We start from the raw sequence: 22870 nt of genomic DNA on the forward strand, positions 1-22870 counted from the left end.
ATTAAAGTATGCTTAAATAACACGGATTGTAACGATGCCTTCGATTTGCTTGATTTTTTCTTCCAAGTCAGGAATGATATCGCCGCTTATTTTATTGTCAATATCAATCATCGTATACGCGTATCCCCCACGGCTTCTGTTTACCATGTCAGCAATGTTTAAATCATGGCTTGATATTGCTTGTGTAATCTGCCCAACCATGTTTGGAACGTTTTGGTGGAAAGCTGCTACACGTTGTTTTCCTGTATAAGGAAGGGTGGTATTTGGAAAATTCACTGAGTTTTTGATATTTCCTGTTTCTAGAAACTCCTTCACTTGGCGAGCTGCCATAATGGCACAGTTTTCTTCTGATTCTTGGGTAGAAGCACCAAGATGTGGGATTGGAATTGTATTTTTCATTTTCAATACATTTTCATTTGGGAAGTCTGTAATATATCTTCCGACTTTCCCGCTTTCAAGTGCAGCTTCCATATCTGTTTCATTCACAAGCTCACCGCGTGAGAAATTCAAAATATGAACTCCTGGCTTCATGATGCTAAATATTTCTTCGTTAAACATTCCTGCAGTGTCATCTGTTAACGGAACGTGTACAGTAATATAATCAGAGTTAGCGAACAATTGTTCAATCGTCATAGCGCGCTGTACATTGCGAGACAAATTCCAAGCTGTATCGACAGAGATGAATGGATCAAAGCCAATCACATCCATGTCTAAATCAAGCGCATCATTCGCTACAAGTGCACCAATCGCGCCTAAACCAATTACACCTAGAGTTTTCCCTTTAATTTCTTTTCCAACAAATTGTTTCTTTCCTGCTTCTACAAGCTTTGGAATTTTTTCGCCTTCTCCTTCTAATGTCTTTGTCCAAGCCACACCGGCAAAAAGGTTACGAGATGAAGCCATTAATGTTGTTAGTACCATTTCTTTTACAGCATTAGCATTAGCACCTGGCGTATTAAAAACAACAATACCTTGCTCTGTACATTTGTCAACCGGAATATTATTAACACCAGCTCCTGCACGTGCGATTGCTTTTAATTGATTGCCGAATTCGATTGTATGCATATTAAAACTACGAACAACAATTGCATCAGGGTTTTCAGTATCATTGTCGATCGTATAGGTATCGTTATTAAATACATTTAGCCCACTTTCTGTAATATTATTTAAAGTTTTGATTGTTTTCACTTTGTCTAAAATTAATGTGCTCATATTATTTACTCCCCTTTTTATGTATGATAGTTTTCAAATTCCCCATAAAGAAACTTGTCACTATTCAAATTTTATGAAAAGCTGCATTTTCTATAATAATAGCATTTAAAAGAAGCATCTACTTCAATATTTTCTCCTAATATACAGAAAGAGGCAAGGGGAATTTCCCTTACCTCTGCCCAGGCGAACGGCTACGACACTATATGCTCCCTCACGGTTATCCGCGTTTCGCCAGTTACATATAGTCTTTTCATTTATTACATTTTATCAAATTATTCAGCAATCTTCAACTATCATTTTAAGATTAATCCACTTTAGTTCTTTTGAATGAATTGTTTGGTACAATTTTCTCGTACACTTGATATGGTTTAACTCAATTTATAATAAACAACCATGTAACAGAATTCACTTCAATCCAATTCTAATTCCCTTCCAATACAACTTGGTCGTTAGCAACTAAAATATGAATCACACATCCTATAGAAAACTATATCTCTTGATATTAAAGCGTTCTCAAACACTTTAGGTAATGTAACTTTACTTCCGATTCTCTCATGTAAAGATATCTTCATTCGTCAAATCAAAATACACAAGTTTTTAATTATCCCCAAATTAATATGCAGGTATTCATTTTAAACAGTTTGTTTTAAATCAAGTAAAGAAAGGATTTCAGCCTTCCTAGTAGTTAATTTAAAATCGCCGCGATCTCGCGGTTTAGGTTCCGAAATTATTATCGTCTCATACAATTCACCAGGTTGGCCTCTAAGGATGAATATCTTGTCACATAGAAATAATGCTTCATCAATATCATGAGTAACAAGCAACATGGTTGTATTCTGTTGTTTCCAGATGGAAAGCAAAAGCTTCTGTAGCTGCATTTTTGTAAAAGCATCAACCGCACTGAATGGTTCATCGAGTAATATAACCTTGGGCTCAGTTACAAGTGCCCGTGCTAGTGCTGTCCGTTGGGCCATCCCCCCTGAAAGATCCTTAGGATAAAGCTTTTCAAATCCCGCTAATCCTACTAGCTTGAGCAGCTCTTGAATAGTAGAGTTGCTATCACCCTTCATTCCAAAACCGACATTTTGTTCCACTGTTAGCCACGGCATTAAACGGGGCTCCTGAAACATCATCCCGACCTGCTCCTTTTCCCATGTGAACTTGCCCGTATAGTTCTTGTCAAGCCCTGCTAGAACTCGAAGCAATGTACTTTTCCCGCAGCCGCTCGTGCCTAGGATACCGATGACTTCCCCTTCCTTGACGGTGAACGAAACATCTGTAAAACCAACCTGTTTATGATTAAATGTTCGCGAAACTTGCTCTACGGACAACATTCTAAGTCCCTCCTAACGTTGATTTGCATAACTATCTTGCCATCTTAGTGAGCGTTCTTCAATAAATTTCAAAAGCCAATCAGTGAATTTCCCAAGAATGGCGAATAAGATAATACTTCCGATAATAACATCAGGAGAATACGTATTCTGTCCCACTATTAGCAAGTATCCGAGTCCTTTTGAGGCTCCCATGATTTCAGCAGCGACAACAAACATCCAACCAAGTCCGAGGCCACTTCGGATTCCTGTTAATAATGAAGGAAGCGATGCGGGAAGAATAATTTTGCTGACAATTTCAAAGGACGTATATCCATAAATTTTACCGACTTCAATCAGTTTTCTGTCTACACCCCGTATCCCAGCGACCATATTCAGATAAACTGGGAAAAACACTCCGACTGCGATCAATATTACCTTAGAGGATTCCCCGATGCCCATCCATAAGATGAATAATGGAACCCAAGCAAGAGATGGGATGGAGCGAAAGGCCTGAATAATTGGATCTATTAATTCTTCGAAAATCTTCATATAGCCGACTAGTGATCCAATTATAACTGCTGTGAATGTTCCGATAAGAAAACCGGCAAATACCCTAATTAAAGTTGTTCCGATATGACCCCAAAGAGTTCCTTCCAATGCCATCTGATACAGCCCTTCTACTATTACTGAAGGTATAGGAAGAAGGTGCGATTCGATTATCCCCATCCTGCCGGAAGCTTCCCAGATAATCAACAGTGTCAACGGCAGGATGCTACCAAGCAATACTTTGCGATTTATCTTCGGCTTTGTGAAACGTGATTCTTTTGTTTTATTCACCTTACTTAAAACTGCATGTTCTCTATGCTCCAACATTCTATTCTCAATCCCTTCTGATCCATCATTTGAGGATTTTTTCGGAAAATTTAGAATTAAATAGTTTATCAGTCAGTTTTTCAACATCAGTCGAACTTTTTAATAAACCATTTTCTTTTAGAACTTCACCTGACCCTATAATGATAGTCTTTTGTTCATCACTTGGAATCGGTTCTGAAAAGTCATTTCGTTCCAATTCCTTTTTTGCTACTTCTAATGAAATGTTAGCTTCTTTAGCAAGGATTTCTGTCGTTTCATCTGGATGGGCAATTGTCCACTGACGCGCTTCTTCATATGCTTCAAGGACTTTCTCAACATAAACGGGGTATTTCTCAGCGAATTCCTCGCGAACATCAAGTGTGCTAAAGCTATTGAAATTTGGGTTACGATAAAAGATTTGAATGTCTGACTCCAATTCGACCTTTGCCATATGAGGGTCAAGACCAGCCCAGGCATCAACATCACCTGATTGTACGGCTAGGGCACCGTCACTATGCTGTAAGTTGACAATTTCGACATCTTTTGAGGAAAGACCAGCTTCCTTCAGGGCTCTCAACAGAAAAATATAGGGGTCAGTACCAAGTGTAGCTGCAATACGTTTGCCTTTTAAATCAGATACAGAATTGATTGTACCTTTTTTCGCCATAAGTGCTGTCCACTCTGGTTTGGAAGAAATATAAACGGTTTGGATTGGTGTACCTTTTTCTTTGGCTAATAGTGCAGCCGCACCGGCAGCGGAACCGAAATCAACACTCTCTGAGCTAAGGAATTCTAACGCTTTATTTGATCCTTGACTAAGTACAAATTCAACTTCAATGCCTTCATCTTTGAATTTTTTTTCAGCAATGCCCTGATCCTTTAATACCAAGCTGACCGGTGAATAATACGCATAATCGAGGATAATTTTCTTTGGTTTAGCATCTGTCCCAGTACCACTTACATCATTCGAGCAACCAGAAAGCAATATTAATCCAATTAGTGCCAGTGTACTTCTAAGCCTATTCTTCATTTTAATACCTCCACTTTTCCCTATTTTTTCTTCTACCCATAAATTAAACAGTCCCCATTTGTTTACTTGGTTTAATAATCATAAAAAAACCCTCTTTCTAGTAAGAAGAGGGTTTTAATAAAAAAAACCTCCCTCATCTTTCAGATCACATGATCTGCAGGATTTAGCACCTTTTTAAGCATTCACTTAATGGTTGCCGGGCTTCACAGGGCCTATTCCCTCCGCCGCTCTCGATAAGAGTGTATTTATTATTTAATTAGGGTGTTCATCTATTTTGAAGTATAAATCACCTGAAAATGGATGTCAACAATTTTCTGAATTTTCAACTTTCATTTTAATTAATTTAAAATCTTAGAGAAAACTTGCATTTTTTTCACCACAAAGATCTATGTAAATGAATTATCTGTCGAGTGAAAATATACATAAAGTTTAAAAAGTCATTTGTCCTACTGTCACATTAAATTGAGGTTAAAATAAAAGCACATAACTACCATTTATTTTGGTCATTCATTTGGGATTACCGTAGAAAAGAGGAATTAATCCGTTATGATCTATTTACCTTTCGTTTTTAGCAAAACAAATACTTCTAAATTAATAAAGAAAACTGTTTGAAAATATCTATTCAATTTATACTGAATCAAGATAATATAATAGATCTTCTTGTTGGTAAAAAAAAATGGCTACGAGTTTTCGTACTCGAAGCCATCGAACCATCGATCATCATTAATAAAATATTTTAGACCTTAAATTCTGACACAATCAAACCAATTCATAATTTCTTCACATACGTCCTAGCTGTAAAAAGACAAAATAGCGCCAAGGCAGTTATTCCAAATATCGAAATATATGGAGCTAATTCAAAGCCCCAAAACTCGCTCATTTCAGGCATATAATCCACTCCTTAGTTAGTTAAATGATTCCTGTATCACGCATCCTGGCTTCACCGAAGCTTGTAAGAGAATATTTAAATAATAACTTACCCTTACTAAAGTGCTCACCCTTGTCTAACTTTTCATCAATGGTTTCTATAAGCGCTCCTGAAAACAAATCAGTTAATGTTACTCGGACATTCCCTAAGGCATATGCTCCAGCCAACCCGTATTCTTTCAGAATTTGCTTGGCAATATCATAATCCCATATTCCTTTGTCTGGTCTTTCCATCGTATGCTCACGTATGATTTGTAGAATCCTTCCTTTAATATGAATTTTCGGCATTTATATCGCCTCCTCTTTTTCTTTCTTGTCTGAAGGTACGGTACGGATGACTTCTAGTACATCCCGTTTTTCAGTAAACATGACAAACCCGCCGATTATTACAACCAATGCTCCCAAAACGAAATTCCATTCTGGCGGAGTAAGGGTGAAGATACTGATAAAAATGATGGCGAAGATTCCATATAAGTCTCCGATTGCTTGACCCCTTCCAACGCCAATTAATGGGAAGGACTTGTACCATGATACGTAGCAAAAGCCAAATGTAATGCCGGCTAAAAGCAGCCAAGTTATCGGTAACAACGTCATCGTTTTTGCGATCATTGGAACAATGGGCACATCACCAAATAGGATAAACAGCGGAAAGATTACCGCTACCCACCAGAAGACTTCACCCGTAAATCGAAGTGTTAAGCCAATATCAGGATCTGTAACATCCAGTGCTCGTCCAGCAATGGCGCCTTCAATGCCCCAGCCAATGGCAGCCATTAATCCGCCTAAGTATCCTAACCAAGCGCCTGAGCTGTCTTTGAGCTCTCCTAAAATACCAGGAGCAAATACGACGATCCCACCGATAATAATCATAGCGATACCAATAGCAGCCCTCCGAGTTATCTTTTCACCGTACCATTTGTACGCTAGTATAGAACCTACGATGGGATACATTAATGCTGCCACTGCCGCAAAAACACCGCCAATAAAGCCGATCGCTAAAAAGCTTCCGAAAATAGCCATCGGTCCGCCGAAAATTGCGGCTACAAAATACCATTTCGTCACTTTTTTAAACTGAACAATCGTCCGTCCGTAATCTTTCCATTTACCTAAAACGCCTGTCCACACAAACATAAACAATAAAACAGCGATTGCATTTAACCCGGCTATTACGGCTGCCGCTGTCACATATTCAGAATTTGTAAGAAAAGGCATGGAAACGAAAGGAAACTCATACCAAATCGCTGATCCAGGTACATACCATGCTCCCCACAATATAGCTGCCCATAAAGCCCACATAAAGCCCAAACGTACTGTCTTCTCTTTGTGTTTAGTTCTAGCAATATCCACTAAACTCATAATTGCCCCTCCTAATGTAATGATTACAGCTTCATTTTCATATCCTAATGCTCGCTGAAATTCATTACCGTTATCATCTAAGAAACTATTCGTATATCCAACAACTTCCATAGGCTAAGTTCAGTTGAGAAGAATTGCACATTTAACACTTTAATAATCAAGAAAATCATTGTTTCGGCTATTCCTAAATAGTTAATGTTTCTAAAAAGAAAAACTCTCTTTTCCCTAGTTGAATTCTTAGAAAAAAGAGGTTATTCTACACGCTGTTCATTCTTTTTTTCATTAATGATTCGTTTAATGTTTGATCACCTCAACTTGCCCTTCAATTATATTGAATAGCGCTCTTTGAAGCTTTTAGTGCTTTCTGCATAAGGACGACTTCTTCACTTAAAGCGGTCACACGTTCTAATACTTCTTTATCAACTAGTTCATTTTGAGGACTAAAATGGTCATTATGAGCATAAACAAATCCTGGTGCAACAAATGCACGGAAATATCCGGCAATTGGCTTCAATTGATTTTCAATGACTAAATAATGTTGATATGTTCCCCCTGTAGCAATAAAGCCCATTACTTTATTGCGAAAATCTTTCGGATGGATTAAGTCGAATAAGTTTTTAAGAGCGCCAGTAATAGAACCTTGGAAAATTGGAGTACCAATAATATAAAAATCTGCTGTGGAAACAATATCGATCACTTTCTTCGTATCCCCCGTATACGATGACGGATTACGGCCATCACAGAACTGAATATTATAATCCTTCAAATCGAGCAATTCTACTTCAATTTCCGGGTTGTTTCGCTTTACTTCGTCTAATACTTGTTGAACGACAACTCGTGGTTTCGATCCAGTAATTGTTCCTGATATCCCTAGTAACTTCATGCTAAATATCCTCCTTATACTAATATAATCCTGTTGGCATATGTCGAGTTAGCGGAAACAAGGATTTACTTGTACCATCTTTCGACTTTCAAAACTAAATGGTCTTGATATTTTTTGGTTATTCAAAAGATTAAAATGCAAAATATTCCGAAAATTTAACTGGAAGTATTTGACTCATAATAACATCATACTAATCTTCGATGAAGGGTGGCTTCCTTTCTCCTATTATTGAGGTGAGTCCAAAGAGGATTTATTATGTGTGCCCCTATAACAAATAAATGAAGTACCACTCCAAAAAAGAAAAACTTACGGAATCCCAGTGCCATTTTTACCGAGAAGATGTTAATTGTTTTAGGTTGAAATGGGCCATACCCTTTCAAAAGAGGTATATACCAGAACCAAACCACTTCGTTTCGGTCCTGGAATATAAATGGAAATTTAATTTCTTCTATAATTTACTCAAACCATGGAACATCGATTAATGTATTACCAATCCACTCACGTAAAATTTCATTTGTAGGTCCCATTATTGCACCAGCGCGACCATCACGTAAATATTTTTCTACTTGACCTGTCAAATAGCCTCTTCCTCCTGAAACTTGTAGTGCTTGGTTCGTTACTTGAATAACGATATCAGCTGCATGAGTTTTTAATTGCCAAATTGGGAAGAGGCATTCTCCTAGTGGCGTCCCATTTGCAATAGCTTTATCCAGACCTTCAGCTGTTCGATAAAGCATACTTCTTGCACTGTCCACCATTATTTGCGCTTTCGCCAATTCATGACGGATGACTTGATAACTAGCTACTGATTTTCCGGTATCAGCATGAACCTTTTTCTTCGCACCATTAATTGCTGCATTAAGAGCACCTTGTGCAATTCCAGTCCAACAAGCAGCTGTTCCTAATAAAAACAGTGGATCGATGGTATTATCATTGTGATAATTCATCCCACCTTCACTGCCGAGACGGTTTTCAGCCGGGACATATACATCTCTAAATTTCATTGGTCCACTAGAATTTCCGCGAAGTCCCATTGCAGAGAATGGAAATTGCGTAATCCCCTCTTGCCCATTTTCTACAAGTAAGAACATTAATTTATCAGAATCTGTACTTTCTGGATACGTTGTCGCCACGACATACCAATCAGCTTCTCCAGCACTTGTAACAAATGATTTATCTGCATTCAATGAGTAGCCATTTCCGAGACGCGGGGCTTCACTAACTACATTCCAAAAGTGACTTCCAGTTGCTGGTTCACTAAAAGCTAACCCGCCGATTTTTCCTCGAAGAACATCAGGAATAAAACGCTGACGCTGCTCTTCGTTACCAGCTGAAAATAGTGTTTGAACAGCAGCTGTATGCATAACCCAACACATCGTTGAAGATGCACAATATTGTGCGAAACTTTCAGATAATACGGCAAAACCAGTAAGTCCAGCTCCAAGTCCACCATACTCTTTCGGAAGGGTAACAGCGCCAAATCCTGCTTCAGCAATTTTACTTATACTTTCACGAGGATAGCGGCTTTCCTGATCAGAAATTGCAGCTCTTTCTAGCAATTCATTTTTTCCAAGTGCGTGTGCCTTCGCTTGTAATTCTTCATAACCTGGAGGGCAAGTCCACCAGCTTGGAATTTGCATAATACCTTCATTTAATACTGTGTTAGAAACTGACATGAATCTTCACTCCTCAGCAATTTTTATTTAAATTAATAGGATATCAATATGATTTAATATTGATGTAGATTAATATAGGTGTAGATTCAATTAAATGACTTTGTCTTTCGAAATCCCATCTTCCATTTCAAGCATTTTAAAATAGCTTCGGGTAGTAGGACCCGGTTCAGTATTTTGAGTAAGCATGTTCAAAGCATTGGATACTTCGATGCGGCGATATGTTTCAGTTACACGCCCATTCGTTTTAAGAGAGTTCCGTCGTTCTAGTAATAGAGCCATTTCTTCATTCGAAAGATCTTCTGAAACTTTGATAGTGTCAAGTACATTTTTTTCTGCAGCTTCACAACTGGTGATCTGGACATCGCTATTTTCAACACGACCTGTCGGAGAATAAGCCAATGCGCTAACAACTCGATGTTTCGCACTATTTAATGTTTCTCTTAAAAAAACAGGTTGGATAGGCGTAATGTCTTCCACGAGCAACCGTGTAATGCCGCGGTCATTAATCGCTTCTAAAATTTGTTCAGGATCATCCTCAACGATAATCTCTTTATGCGGCGGCCAAATATCCATCCAATAATGGGTCATATGCAGCTTCCCTACATGGAAGATAAAAAACTCGGGATAAATAAACTGTTGCCCAGGCTCAACACCAAGATTAGGTCGAAAAAAATCATAAAATCTTGTAAGTGCCGACATTAGTAAACTACTCGCACCAGTTCCGCCACCTGTTTCTCTTACGACCACTCCAACGCGGTCATATTCATTGAAATTCGGGAAAATATCTTCTAACAGTACTTTCTGACCTTCTAATTCAAAGTCAAAGTCCTGATAGCTCATGGCATTGACTGTATGCATCGCTGGATCCCCCCTTTTTTCATTTAAGGTAAATTAGAATATTTAAACGTTATTCAGTTGGGGTCATACTGTTTTTTGTTTATGTTCCAGCATGTTTTACAAAAATGATGGTTCAGGTATACGATGGGCTGTATAGAAAGCTTCTCCATCGCTTTCAGCATCAAAAATCACCGGTACATTAGGCGTAAAGATGATTACATCTCCTGTTTTTGCTACATATTTTTTTCCTTCTATATCCCGTAATATAAATTGACCTTTGATGACGAATTTCACTTCTAAAAACTCATAGACAAATTCAAATTCTTCACCTGGCTGCATATCGAAGTATCCCATTGAAATGGCATTTTCTTCTGATGTAACAGGAACATCAATGATTTGGCTTTTTAGTGCTGGGATTCCTAGCAGACCATTCAATTCTTTCTTTTGGTAAGTGCCTGCTTTAATAATTTGGAAACCAGGTGCTTTGCTCAAATAATCATAGTTTTTTGCTTCTGTTGTTGATTGACTCATGTTTACCCACTCCTAACAGTTTTTTTATTATCATATATTCAAATTCTATTACTCACTATTTTTATTACTTAGATAAACGAGGGTTCAGGCAGACGATGTGCGGTATAAAAAGCGTCTCCGTCGCTTTCACCGTCAAATATAACGGTTGTAGTTGGGCTGAAAACGAATACATCTCCTTCTTCAGCGATATACTTTTTCCCGTGCTCGTCACGAACAATTATTTTCCCTCTATAGACGATTTTTATTTCTAAAAATGTGTACATGAATTCGAAATCTTCTGAATTTTGCATAGAGAAGTAACCCATTTGTAAAGCATGCTTATCTGTGCAAACTGGAACATCAATAATTTGGCTCTCAAGATTTGGAATACCAAGAATACTATTTAATTCCTTCTTTTTATATGTCCCAGCTTTTATGACCTTAACACCTGGTTTATCATTTAAATACGTTAATTCATCTAACCATGTAGTTTCTGTACTCATTTTTGTTCCTCCATTATTTTTATATTTTTTTATAATAGTCCGGAAGTAAAAACCGGTTTATTCATCATGTTATATTTAGGGTGTTGCTCCAATATCGTGAACAATCCAGGAGACAAACGATTTATCCAGCTTATATGAATGTCTTCTTGGTTTTCTAATAATCGCATGCTGTGTGCAGGAAAAATTATTTTAGCAGCATCTTGTGTGACTAATACGACTTGGTCGTATGATTCACCCCCTTTTAAAACAGATACTTCATATACTCCAGGGGGAGGAAGTAGATAATAAGGGCTCGGTACTACTTCAACACTTGTATTATTTGAAAAAACCTTCCCTTTGATCTGATAATGTTCGCCTAAGTAACGATGAATGATGTCCATTTTTCCGGTAGAAATTAAATTTCTTATTAGAGTAGAGCTTATTTTTTCGCCTTCAATCTCCACTTTCTTTACTTTTATTCCTTCAATGACGTGGTTAGAGTCCGCTTTTATTCGATCCATATTCCCTTTGCCAAATTGTCCATAAGTAAAGTCAAATCCTGCAACCGCATACTTTACTCCGAAATCAAGGAGATATTTTTGTACGAATTGCTCTGGTGTTAACGAAGCAAAATCCGGATCGAATTGCACGATGTAAAATTTTTGCACACCTAACTTTTTCAAAATTCTTTGCTTGGCTAACATCGGCATTAAATATTGAATTTTTTTCTTATCTCTTTTAAGTACTTCTTTTGGATGGGGGAAAAAGCTCATACAAGCGAGTTGCAGTTGCTTTTCATCAGCGATTTTTATAGCTTCGTTGATGACTTGTTGATGACCTAGATGAACCCCATCAAAAAATCCTAAAGCAATCACACTTGGTTCAGATTCTGCTAGAAACAAATGCCTGTTGCTTTCATTTACATAAATGACTTCCACATATCCGCCTCCTAACCGTTCAATTATAGAATTGAAGGTTTAAGTCAGTCGATTTGCTAACAATAAGCAACTCCAGCGCTTTCACCGTCAAATGTAACTTTATAGTTGGTCTTTAACACGAATCGTTCAACTGCTCCGGCATTATGTTGATCTCTTGTTTGTTAGCGACAATCATTTCTTCCCTGCATACAAATATGTTTCTAATTGTTCTAGGTGGATGATGATTACACGTGATAACGCTTACACTATAAACGGTCAAACAATCTGAATTACGATAGTAGCGTTCGTTTCATTCAAACTGTGCATCTCTTCGCTGTAACTTTTTTCTATACATGTATCATAATATTTATTTATAAAGTTATCCTAAAGTCAATCTAAACTAACGATAAATTTTCAATAACATGAATTTGCACTATTTTACCCACATCCTGTCGACAAACGGAATAATAATGACTTCCTTATGCAAAAAAAGAGGGTGTCCCCAAGGATCAAGATCTCACACCCCTATAAACCGTTTATAAACGATATTATAGTAAATATGAGTCTGACCTTTTGTTTAGGACACCCTCAAGTTCTTCTATACGTTAGAGCGAACTTTAATTTCTACTAAATACGATAAAGCGAGTTTGCATACTAGACAATGTCTGATGTTTCTACTAAAGGCAACACAATGGTAATCGTCGTTCCTACGCTTACTTTGCTTTCCACTAAAATATGACCTTCGTGTGCCGCAATAATTTTTTGAACAATAGACAGACCTAATCCATTGCCTTGGATTTTTTCAGTTCTTGTCCTTTTCTCTCTATAAAATGGAAGAAATATTTTTTCTTTATTTGTTTCCGATATACCTATTCCGTAATCTTTGAACTTTATGACCAGGTTATCATTTTGTTGATAGGCAAAAATATCTATTTTTATTTTCTCATCATTTATTGATTTTGAATACTTAATAGCATTTTCCAAAATATTAATAAAGGCGCGATTCATTTTCTTAGGATCAACAAAAATGAACAATGAACCTATTTCATAGTTTTCAGTAATTTCAATATCGGACCCTTCTGATCGGATCGCAATCATGTTTAATGATTGCTCTATTAAGAAATCAAATGGAATGACTTCTTTTATGTAATCTCCATCATCATCCGTGTTCATATCAAATAAGTCATTTATTAATTGGATAATATGATTACTTCGTAGTAGTATGGAATTCATAATTTCTTTTTTCTGGGCTTCAGGAAGTAACTGATGATTAACTAAGATTTCTGTGTATTCCCGTACGGACGTTAACGGCGTTTTTAAATCATGAGATATCTGTGACATAAATTCTTTTCTCCGTTTTTCTGATTCTTGAAGTTGTTGGTTTATATTAATTAACCGTTCATTAGCATTTTCCAACTCTTTTGTTCGCTCTAACACTTTGTCTTCCAGTTGATGAGCTTTTAAGTTTAATTCCCCAATTAATTCTTGGATTTTTTGATTCATAAAATTAAACGCTACCGCCAAGTTACCAATTTCATCTTCTTGCTCAATATGAAGTTCTTTCACAAAATTGCCGTCAGCACTTTCTCTTAGCGCAGTAGTTAACTGATCAATTGGCTGGGTGATTGTTCGTGAAAAACGGTATGTCAAATACAACAGAATAATGATTCCGAATAGTAAAAATACTAAAAGATGAGATAAAAAAAGCAGCATATGCTTATTCGTTTGTGCCTCTGTACTTTTTACAATCGGTTCGACAATATCAGACTCTGAAATGATAAAATTGAGACGCCATCCGTTATTTAATGATGAAGATAAAAGATACGCCTTTGAATTGGAATAGGTTATTGGCAAGATGCCTTCTTTATTTTTTAAAGCGCTATTCATAAGAGGTACGTTCTTTTGGATCCCTTCTGCTTTATTTTGTCCCGAAATAAAAGTACCTTTATCATCAATTAAAAAGGCAAAGGCGTTAGGTTCACTGAAATTGACGTCCATTAATTTGTTTGTTATGTTTTCAATAGGAACATCTAAACCTACCATCCCTTTGAATTCGCCTGTCGTCAAATAAACAGGTGCTCCAGCTGAAATAAGCCAATCCTCTTTCGTTACATCCCCCATCGGTTTAGCCGACCATATATAAGGTTTCGTCCACTTCACTTTCCGTTGTGGATTTAAAGCAACTGTATAAAATTCATACTCTTGAAAACGCAGATTAGGTGCAAATTTTTTTGAAGAAATGGCTGCCTCTACGTCTAAAAACGGATAATACAGCCAAGAAGAACTTGGTAACGCTAAGTAAACGGCATTGATCATCGTTTCATTTTCCATCGTTTGAACGAACAATGGTTCAAGTTGCTTTGCGATTTTCAGTTCATTTATTGCTGTATCAACCAAATCGCTTGATCTCGAACTAATAAAAACATTTGTTTTTTCATATTTATCGTCAAATGTTTCCCACAAGTAACCTTCTTTTCCCTTTGTTACATGTAATTCATTTGAAAGAGCTAGGTTAGGTCGACTATAAATAGTTTCAGCTTGTTTTTGAATTAATCTTAATGTGTTTTCGAGATTGTGCAAATCTGTATTCAAATTTTGAGTTTCTTTTTGTAAATACAAGAGTTTTTGTGATAAAACTTCTTTTTTTGTATTGGCTATTTGGTCTTTCAAGATTTGGTTTGATAGATTGCTCCCTTGATACATACTGTATGCAGCGATCATAACAAAGGGAATAAAAGAGATCATTGTTGTAAATGCTAATATTTTAAAATAGTGGGATTTTTTTATCTTAAAGAGACGTTTGAACAAACTTGTATCCGACCCCCCTCATTGTAATAATGTAGGATGGGTTTACTGGATAATCCTCAATCTTTTTCCTCAAGTTTGAAATATGAACGATAATCGTACTTTTCTCACTAAACGAATCATATCCCCAAATTTGATTTAATAGCTGTTCTGCTGAAAATACTTGATTGGGGTGTTGGGCAAAAAAAGTAAGCAATTCGAATTCCTTTGCTGTTAATTCAATCACTTGGCCATTTCGCTTTACTTCCCGAGCTGATAGATCGATGACGATATCATCAAAAGTGATTTGCCTTTTTAACGTATTTTGATTGTGATTAATTGAATTTCGTCTTAAGTGGGCTTTAATGCGGGCGATTAGAACTCTTGAGTTGAAGGGTTTTTCAATATAATCATCGCCTCCCATTGCAAAAGCAAGAATTTTTTCCTTATCTTCATTATTACAGGTTACATACAGGATGGGTACGGCTGTCATTTCTCTCAGTTGCTGACATAAATCAATTCCATTCATATCGGGTAATTGAATATCCAAAAGAATAAGATCTGGTGTTTTTTCCCGAACCTTTTTAATAGCATCCATTCCAGTTGAAGCAATCGTATAAGCAAACCCTTCAAGAGATAAATTCATCGATAAAATCTTCTGAATATCCGCATCGTCTTCAACAATTAAAATTTCATCCAAGTATGATGACCTCCAACTTCCTAATTTTAACCCATTATCTGAATTTTTCATCTATGTATCTTCTATAAAGATTACCAAAAAATAAAAGCGCTTTCAATACCTTTAAAAGAAAACCTGACGTTTTGAAATGTTTAGTCAAAACACCTTTACAATGAAGTACACAAATAACCGTTTATAAATACCATCTCTATCATTTTCCTTTATTTATATATTTTAACACAACAAAACTAGTATTATTTGATTATGTTTTCGGCTAAAAATCGTTTTATAAGCTTTATTAGGTGAAAAAAGCAGAATTTCCCTTAGTGAGAGGTTCTGCTTAGCAGAGTGTGTCATTCAATTTGAAAACCGTCCATATAGTTTAGTATTAGTAACTAGAAATCCCATTTCTTCAGCCGCATTTAAGTTCACTATGAGAACTATACTATTAATAGAGCTATGTTATGGATTTTTTCAAACTAAGGTTTAAGAAAGCTTTTGTTCGGTCAAACTTTGGATTCGTCAACAAATCGGCCGGATGTCCTGATTCGATAATGTCCCCGTTTGCTACTACCTTAGCGAACTCCATCTCATGGATATCGACAATCATAGTCATGGGTTCTGCAGCCAAGTGCTTCATTACTTGCAGTATTTCACCTGTCAATTCCGGATCCAAGGCGGAAGTTGGTTCATCAAACAGCAGAATTTCAGGATTCATCATAAGAGCTCGGGCAATGGCTACTCTTTGTTTTTGACCACCCGAGAGATTTTCTGGGTAAGCCGTTGCCCGATTAGAGAGCCCAACTTTCTCCAGGAGCTCAGCACTTCATTGTTAGATTACACTGGATGGCTCTTTTTTCAACACTCTAGGGGCGGCCTCCAGATTATCTTTGACTGTCATGTTTGGGGATATTTAATGTATTAGCAAACTATAGTATTTGTTTGTTATTTGATTCTATTAATATTACATGATCTTAACTCCTTCAATGATTGGTTAATCATTGAAGGAGTTGGATCTTGCCACAACCTTGCTTTTTTATTTAGCGCGTTTTTTTGTGTCTTCTCTAACGTCAAACTACTTTAGGACATTCAACTTATCCAATACTTGTTTCGCATTCTCCCGCGCTTTTTTCGTGCTATCTGCAGTAGCTAAAGCAACTGCAACCCTACGACCTACCTTTGTTACTGGTTTTCCAAATACTCGTACTTCTGTGTTAGGTACAGCTAACGCCTCATCTAACCCACCAATTTTGTAAGTATTTAATTCTTCTCCAGCTTTTAGCGGGCGGCTGGCTCCTGGTGTAACCTGAATAATAGCAGGGATTGGGTATCCTAAAATCGCTCGAACGTGTAGGGAAAATTCCGATAGATTTTGGGTAACAAGAGTGACTAAACCGGTATCATGCGGACGCGGAGATACCTCACTGAAATAAACCTGATCTCCCGAAAGGAAAAGTTCTACCCCAAATATTCCATATCCCCCAAGCTCATCCGTAATGGTTTTGGCAATCTTTTTAGCTTCTTGGATTTGTTGTTCCGTCATATCATGTGGCTGCCAGGATTCTATATAGTCACCATCTTTTTGAATATGACCAATCGGTGCGCAAAAGATCGTCCCTCCTACAGCACGTACAGTCAGAAGGGTAATCTCTGAATCAAATTGAATAAACTCTTCAATAATCACCCTTCCATTTTGCACTCTGCCCCCATTCTGCGCGACTTTCCAACATGCTTCTAACTCCACTTCAGAGCGGCAAACACTTTGCCCTTTACCTGAAGAACTCATAAGAGGCTTTATCACGCAGGGAAAACCCATTTCTTGTGCCCCTTGTACAAATTCTTCATATGTGTTGGCAAATTCATATTTAGCTGTAGGAAGCTTAAGAGTCTCTGCGGCCAAGCGGCGAATACCTTCGCGATCCATCGTTAGCATGGTCGCTCGTGCAGTAGGAATTACACGAAAGCCCTCTTCTTCCAATTTTATAAGTTCAGATGTAGCGATGGCTTCGATTTCCGGTACAATCAAATCTGGTTTTTCAGTTTCGACAATCTTTCGAACTTGCTGTGGGTCTAACATATCAATCACATAGCTTCGATCAGCCACTTGCATAGCAGGTGCATGTTCATATCGGTCAACAGCAATCGTCTCAACGCCAAGTCTTTGCGCTTCAATAATGACTTCTTTTCCTAATTCACCAGATCCTAATAATAAGATTTTTTTCGATTGATACATATGAATTTCCCCCTCTGTTTAGTTCAAATCATTATAAACGAATCCTTTTATAAAAAAAAGTAATTTCATTCGGTTTTTATCCTATTATTCAAGAATAATTATTCACTTACTGTAGTAAAATCCAGAATTCCCGTATAATCAGACGAATCTATTCGTCTGAATCCCTATAACTAAATGATAACCAATAGTTCAACGCCACTATATGCTCAGCTATCACTAGCGTAATATATTTCTATAGCTAATGTTAGTTCCACGCGAGTTCATCATAAAAAAGCATTTGTTCTTGTTTGCTTTAAATCCCGCACCGTAAGCTGTTTCATTAAATTTTCATCATGAATTTCTAATGTCCTTAATAGAATGATCATATAACAATTAGTGGATATTCCGGTTTTCAAGGGCTAATTCCACGATTTATCGGGATAATGCCAGCCCTCAGGTTACTGCTATATCCATTCCTTACCTTTAAACATTCCACATTAGCTATATATTCATAGATGTTCGAGTGAATTTGCCCAAGGAGGTAATGATCATTTGGAATAAGATCATGAATCAGAAAAAAGTAATACTCCCTGAACCTCTTATGGAACTAAAGAAAGAATTGAAGAATAAAAGCAAAAAATCCTTCAAAGATGAAAATCTTTCACCGAAAGAAACAGCTCTTGTCCAGAAAATCAAAGATCAAACATGTATTCTGAATAAAAATAATGTCACAAGAACGAAAGCCTATCTTGACTTTTATAATGTGCATCCGGAAATCCATTGGGCTTTTTTAGGACATATGGTTTCTCGAAATGGCGGATGGAATATGACGGATTTAAAAGGTGGATTACTCCCAAGACTATTGACAAAGAATGAGGCGGATTCATTTTTCACGTTTTTAGAACGAGGAAATTGGCTGATTTTTCAAGATGCGTTCCCGCAATTTTTGGTATATGAAGAAAGTAAAAAAAACGGACAGAACTTATTTTATCTGTTAAAGCATTTACACGTGTCAACTTTTATGGAAACGATTTGGCATCATTTTTGGCGTGAACATGATCCATATATATTAACTGTTAGTCTTATCATTAATGAACAAAGCTATCTAGAATCAAGAGTGCTTGAAAATCCTACTTTTAAAAAAGAAGTTTTCAGCAAATTAGAATTTAAATTACAGGATTTCCTTTCCATGAATCATATTCTATTTCCTTATGTAGTGGATGGGAAGGTGAAGCTAGCTGGTCAAACGCTACATCATTTTGAGAATTTACATAAGCGGATCATACTAGGGAAACAATTGTATGCCATTTTGTTTAGTGATGACCAGCGCTTAAAAATGACAGAAAAATGGGCGAATTCAACTCCTCATACTGGTTCTAGAATGGATTATTGGCCCCATATATTTAATTACGTAGATGAAGAAACTCCGAGTAGACTATTGAAAACAAGGATAAAATCATGCCAGCTGTTACCAGGCTCAACGAGATTCTATAGCCCTAAACTAATATTTGTATGGAAGAATCGAATGCATATACGTGCAGGAATTGCTGACTGGTACAAAGATTGGCGGATACTCTATTACTTAATCAATTCTAAAGAAAATATAGTTGGAGAGATTAAACATGAATATTGTAAAACACTTGAAAGACTTGAGTTCGCGACAATCACAAAAAAGGCGATTTCCCTTTTGGATTAATAATAGTTCAAATTTCCTGCCATCAGTCCTGCTTGGCTCATTATTAGGAACGTACCTCGATCTATATTTTATAGGAAAAGGCTTCTATTTCTTTCCTATTAGGCCTGTGTCTTCGGTCTTTTCAATCAATATAGTGTTTACTTTGATTGGCCTCCCCTTGTTAATTGGTGTCTTTCTTTATGCCTGTAATAAAGTGAACGCATGGAAAAAAGCAGGGCTCATTATCATTTTTAGTATGTTAATGTCTGTTGGTGAAAAACAAGCGGAAGTCTATGGTCTTTTTGTTCATAGCGTTTCATGGAAGCATATTTATTCATTGATCGGATATACCCTCTATTTAACTTTAATCTATTCTTTTTATAGTTGGTCAAAACGTGACTGACCCCCATTTGCTAATCGATAAACAGAGGGCCACTTTTTATTTTTTGTGTGATGAATGTTTTTGCCATACCTCATTCTCCTGCATTATTATGAAAAATGTTTCTTAATATTCCCCTTCTTAAACGATCATCTGTTTAAATCAGGTGGTCGTTTAAGTGGTGGTCAATTATGTAAAATTTATTATGTCTAATGAATTGATTGGTTATAAATGTTCTCTAATCTGGGCCCTTTTGGTGAAAAGTTATGAAAATAAGCGGCGAATTTCGCATTAAATCAATACTTTTTGTTGAATCCCCCCTTCTTTTGATAACTTTTGTCAGGTAGCAGGAAAAAGAGAACCACAATAAAGAATATAACTTAAATTAGCCCAAATTAAGTTGCAAAATAGAAAGGAATGGAGATATGAACAATAGTCAGATTTTAAGAGCCTATTCGATTAATGAGGTTTCTAAGCAAATAAATATTCCAACAGGGACAATTAGACAGTGGGAAAGAGATTTACAAGGTCTTCTTATTATTCCTCGTACGAAGCAAGGTGCTAGATATTATACAGAGAAAGAGATCACACTGCTTAATAAAATAAAAGAGATGCGTGAACAAGATGTAAGTAAAGGGATGATTCGTTCATTATTAAAAAAACATATAAAAAACGATTCGGAACCTACTTCCGAATCGTTCGAAATGACGATTCAGCCAGCAGAAGAGACATCCATTCAGACATCACAGAGTCGTCAGACAGACAATATGCTGGAGTTTAATACTGCTTTGGAAACATTTAAGGAGAATCTATTATCAGAAATCAAAAATGAGATGGTGGTAAGCCGTAATGTACTCATTGAAGAGATCAAAAATGAGTTTATAAACGCCTCATTTCAAACTGTTGAAGATATTTCTAAATCAATTCAGAGATCTGATGATAAGAGAAAAGTGGAAGTTCATGCAATTTCGGAAATGGTTATGAAAGCTTCGGAACGTACTTCTGAAACATTCGCAACCCTTTCTAGTGACATTGTGAAGGATTCGAAAGCTACTTTCGAAAAGCTTTCAAAGCGAATGGATCTGACTGTAAAAGTTACTGAAATAGAGAATCAGAATGTACTAGAGAAAGTTTCTCAAACAGTTAATGAAGCAAAGGATGATATAAGACATATCACACAATCATTCGATACTAGACAGGATGATTTAATTGAATCTCTTAACGAACTAAAACAATCGACAGGTGAAATACAAAAAATTGAAGAGGTCTTTAAAGTGATGATATCAACCTATCGTGATGCCGCAGCAACTAAAGAAAAGAAGAAAAAATGGTGGCAGCTAAAATCTTAAGAAAAAGGCTAGGACTCCTGTTTAGTTTGATCGAGCTTATTTATTTTTAGGCTATGTTTATAATGTTTTTGATTTTGGTCTCATTCTTCTGAAGCTGCGGTTTCAGAAGAATGAGACCAAAATCGTTTTATCAACAATATTGTTTAACTTAGCTTAATTTTAAAATCTAGGCGAAATTCCCTTATTATTAGTACCGTGTTGTTTAGTTATTGGAAACACATAGAGAAATTAAATAAAGTAAACACTCTTTTCTATAGCAGATACACCAAATTGAGCGCAACCCATTAATGAGTTCTAAGAAGGAATAGACAATTTTAGATACAATGATATTGCCCATTTCTATTTATCATTGTTCCACACTAGAAACACCTAAATATTTAGGATAATGAGTATCTGAATCTGCAGCACATACTCCGTGGGCGGATGCTTTGCTTAAATAACGTGCAAGATTAAAAACGAATTTTATTATATTGTATAATTCATTTCATTTTTTCCTATTCGCTTACACTCCTTCTATTACTCTAAACATATGTTATGTTTGATTTTACCATCCCCTACGTATCAACTTTCTTGATACAATTCTTATGTTGAATAAGTATAGGGAGGTATACATCTATGAATAATCTTAAATTCCTTCTTGCTCTAGTATTGGTCATAGCCTTCACAGGAGGATTTTTTGCAGGTATATTATTTTCTACTAACAATCAGCAAGAAAACTTGAAAATGAAGCAAGCAACCGAATCAGCAAGAAAGCCGGGACCTAAGCAAATGCCCAGGTTAGAAATGGAACAAGCAAAAGTGTTAATTGGCTATGTTCAGGATTTTCGAGATCCAAATGCGGTTGATTACGACAATTTGACACATATTATGTTCTCCTTCGCCCATCCGACAAAGGACGGTGATCTTTTGCTTAACGGAGAAGTGGCTTTGAATAAATTACGGATAATGGTGACAAAAGCGCATGAGCATGATACAAAAATTATGCTAGCCGTAGGCGGATGGTTTCACATCCAGGGTGGAGAATCCTATGAGTATTTTAAGACGGCGATTGCTAACCCGACATCGCGATATAAGCTTGTCAATGAGCTTGTGAGTATAACAGTCCGGGAAAAGTTAGATGGCATAGATATCGATTTTGAACACCCACGTTCTTTGGAAGATGCTCAACATCTAGCTAGTTTCATCAAAGAACTAAGTGATAAGCTTCATCATAAAAATAAAGAACTGTCCATTGCAGTTCAAGCTAAAGTGAACAGTGTTACTGGTGCTGAAATCAATAGTGTCCTGTATGAACCATCAATGTTCGAATATGTCGACCATGTAAATATTATGGCTTATGACGGTCAGTGGGATGGTGGGTATGACGCTGCCAACTTGTCTCCTTACCCGTTTAATGAGAATATCGTAAACTATTGGACTAGCCTGTTCGATACTCATAATCTTTCAAAAGAAAAACTTGTATTGGGCGTTCCCTTTTATGCTCAGCCAGAAGATCCTTCCGTTAAGCAGATCTCCTATGCGGCAATCATCAAAAATAATCCAGATAATGCTGAACACGATATCGTGAATATGAATGGAACGACATACCATTATAATGGTGCCAAGACCGTGCAAAAGAAAATAAAGTTAGCACTTGATCATGGTTTCGGTGGGATGATGCTATGGGAGGCCGGACATGATGCAGAGGGATCACACAGTTTGACGAGTGCTATTTCAAAAGCACTGGGAGCTGAAGATATTTATGTATTTAAACAAAATACAAACTAAGAGGAATAGATTAATCCTTCCCTTTTGTAC

19 protein-coding genes, 1 pseudogene and 2 riboswitches are annotated in these 22870 nt (G+C 36.7%); of the genes and pseudogenes, 4 read left to right on the forward strand and 16 right to left on the reverse strand.

The window, feature by feature from the left end; genetic code table 11:
- Positions 1-12 precede the first annotated feature (12 nt).
- The 16 genes and pseudogenes from AC1MGI_RS15260 to purT form a co-directional block, all read right to left on the reverse strand.
- Complete coding sequence (locus tag AC1MGI_RS15260) at positions 13-1212, reverse strand: phosphoglycerate dehydrogenase (RefSeq protein ID WP_480345980.1); 1200 nt, start codon at positions 1210-1212, stop codon at positions 13-15.
- A 170-nt stretch (positions 1213-1382) separates the two neighbouring features.
- Positions 1383-1461: riboswitch (ZMP/ZTP riboswitch) on the reverse strand.
- Between the two features lie 383 nt (positions 1462-1844).
- Positions 1845-2546 (reverse strand): ABC transporter ATP-binding protein, encoded by a 702-nt coding sequence (locus AC1MGI_RS15265; RefSeq protein WP_480345981.1) that lies wholly within the window; start codon positions 2544-2546, stop codon positions 1845-1847.
- Positions 2547-2558: 12 nt separating this feature from the next.
- A complete protein-coding gene (locus AC1MGI_RS15270; RefSeq protein WP_400628258.1) occupies positions 2559-3398 on the reverse strand; it encodes an ABC transporter permease in 840 nt (279 codons plus the stop codon).
- Positions 3399-3423: 25 nt separating this feature from the next.
- The gene (locus tag AC1MGI_RS15275) at positions 3424-4407 is read right to left on the reverse strand and encodes an aliphatic sulfonate ABC transporter substrate-binding protein (RefSeq protein WP_480345982.1); all 984 of its coding nucleotides are present in this window, start codon (positions 4405-4407) and stop codon (positions 3424-3426) included.
- Positions 4408-4537: 130 nt separating this feature from the next.
- Positions 4538-4647: riboswitch (SAM riboswitch) on the reverse strand.
- Between the two features lie 669 nt (positions 4648-5316).
- Positions 5317-5622 (reverse strand): hypothetical protein, encoded by a 306-nt coding sequence (locus AC1MGI_RS15280; RefSeq protein ID WP_062179528.1) that lies wholly within the window; start codon positions 5620-5622, stop codon positions 5317-5319.
- Entirely contained in the window at positions 5623-6690 is a 1068-nt protein-coding gene (locus tag AC1MGI_RS15285) for an EamA family transporter (RefSeq protein WP_480345983.1), read from the reverse strand.
- Positions 6691-7012: 322 nt separating this feature from the next.
- Positions 7013-7573, reverse strand: coding sequence for an NADPH-dependent FMN reductase (locus tag AC1MGI_RS15290; RefSeq protein ID WP_062179523.1), 561 nt, complete (start codon positions 7571-7573; stop codon positions 7013-7015).
- 455 nt (positions 7574-8028) lie between these two features.
- Entirely contained in the window at positions 8029-9249 is a 1221-nt protein-coding gene (locus AC1MGI_RS15295) for an acyl-CoA dehydrogenase family protein (RefSeq protein WP_480345984.1), read from the reverse strand.
- A gap of 90 nt (positions 9250-9339) precedes the next feature.
- Complete coding sequence (locus AC1MGI_RS15300) at positions 9340-10107, reverse strand: hypothetical protein (RefSeq protein WP_480345985.1); 768 nt, start codon at positions 10105-10107, stop codon at positions 9340-9342.
- A gap of 96 nt (positions 10108-10203) precedes the next feature.
- Positions 10204-10617, reverse strand: coding sequence for a cupin domain-containing protein (locus AC1MGI_RS15305; RefSeq protein ID WP_480345986.1), 414 nt, complete (start codon positions 10615-10617; stop codon positions 10204-10206).
- Positions 10618-10685: 68 nt separating this feature from the next.
- Positions 10686-11099, reverse strand: a complete 414-nt coding sequence (locus AC1MGI_RS15310; protein WP_480345987.1) for a cupin domain-containing protein — start codon at positions 11097-11099, stop codon at positions 10686-10688.
- 29 nt (positions 11100-11128) lie between these two features.
- Positions 11129-12016, reverse strand: a complete 888-nt coding sequence (locus tag AC1MGI_RS15315; RefSeq protein ID WP_480345988.1) for an adenylyltransferase/cytidyltransferase family protein — start codon at positions 12014-12016, stop codon at positions 11129-11131.
- A 633-nt stretch (positions 12017-12649) separates the two neighbouring features.
- A complete protein-coding gene (locus AC1MGI_RS15320; protein WP_480345989.1) occupies positions 12650-14740 on the reverse strand; it encodes a sensor histidine kinase in 2091 nt (696 codons plus the stop codon).
- Between the two features lie 43 nt (positions 14741-14783).
- Positions 14784-15479, reverse strand: coding sequence for a response regulator transcription factor (locus AC1MGI_RS15325; RefSeq protein ID WP_480345990.1), 696 nt, complete (start codon positions 15477-15479; stop codon positions 14784-14786).
- A gap of 436 nt (positions 15480-15915) precedes the next feature.
- Positions 15916-16365, reverse strand: a pseudogene (locus AC1MGI_RS15330) (ATP-binding cassette domain-containing protein); the annotation flags it as partial.
- A 168-nt stretch (positions 16366-16533) separates the two neighbouring features.
- Entirely contained in the window at positions 16534-17691 is a 1158-nt protein-coding gene (gene purT / locus AC1MGI_RS15335; protein WP_480345991.1) for a phosphoribosylglycinamide formyltransferase 2, read from the reverse strand.
- 523 nt (positions 17692-18214) lie between these two features.
- Between purT and AC1MGI_RS15340 the strand changes: the two genes are divergently transcribed.
- From AC1MGI_RS15340 to AC1MGI_RS15355, 4 genes are all read left to right on the forward strand, one after another.
- Entirely contained in the window at positions 18215-19366 is a 1152-nt protein-coding gene (locus tag AC1MGI_RS15340) for a DUF2515 family protein (protein ID WP_480345992.1), read from the forward strand.
- The gene (locus tag AC1MGI_RS15345; RefSeq protein ID WP_480345993.1) at positions 19293-19748 is read left to right on the forward strand and encodes a CBO0543 family protein; all 456 of its coding nucleotides are present in this window, start codon (positions 19293-19295) and stop codon (positions 19746-19748) included. The genes AC1MGI_RS15340 and AC1MGI_RS15345 overlap by 74 nt, the downstream gene beginning before the upstream one ends.
- A gap of 401 nt (positions 19749-20149) precedes the next feature.
- Positions 20150-21073, forward strand: coding sequence for a MerR family transcriptional regulator (locus AC1MGI_RS15350; protein WP_480345994.1), 924 nt, complete (start codon positions 20150-20152; stop codon positions 21071-21073).
- A gap of 615 nt (positions 21074-21688) precedes the next feature.
- Positions 21689-22840 carry a glycosyl hydrolase family 18 protein gene (locus AC1MGI_RS15355; protein ID WP_480345995.1) on the forward strand — a complete coding sequence of 384 codons (1152 nt, stop codon included), beginning with the start codon at positions 21689-21691 and terminating at the stop codon, positions 22838-22840.
- Positions 22841-22870 lie beyond the last annotated feature (30 nt).

This window comes from Peribacillus sp. BM1, assembly GCF_056679975.1.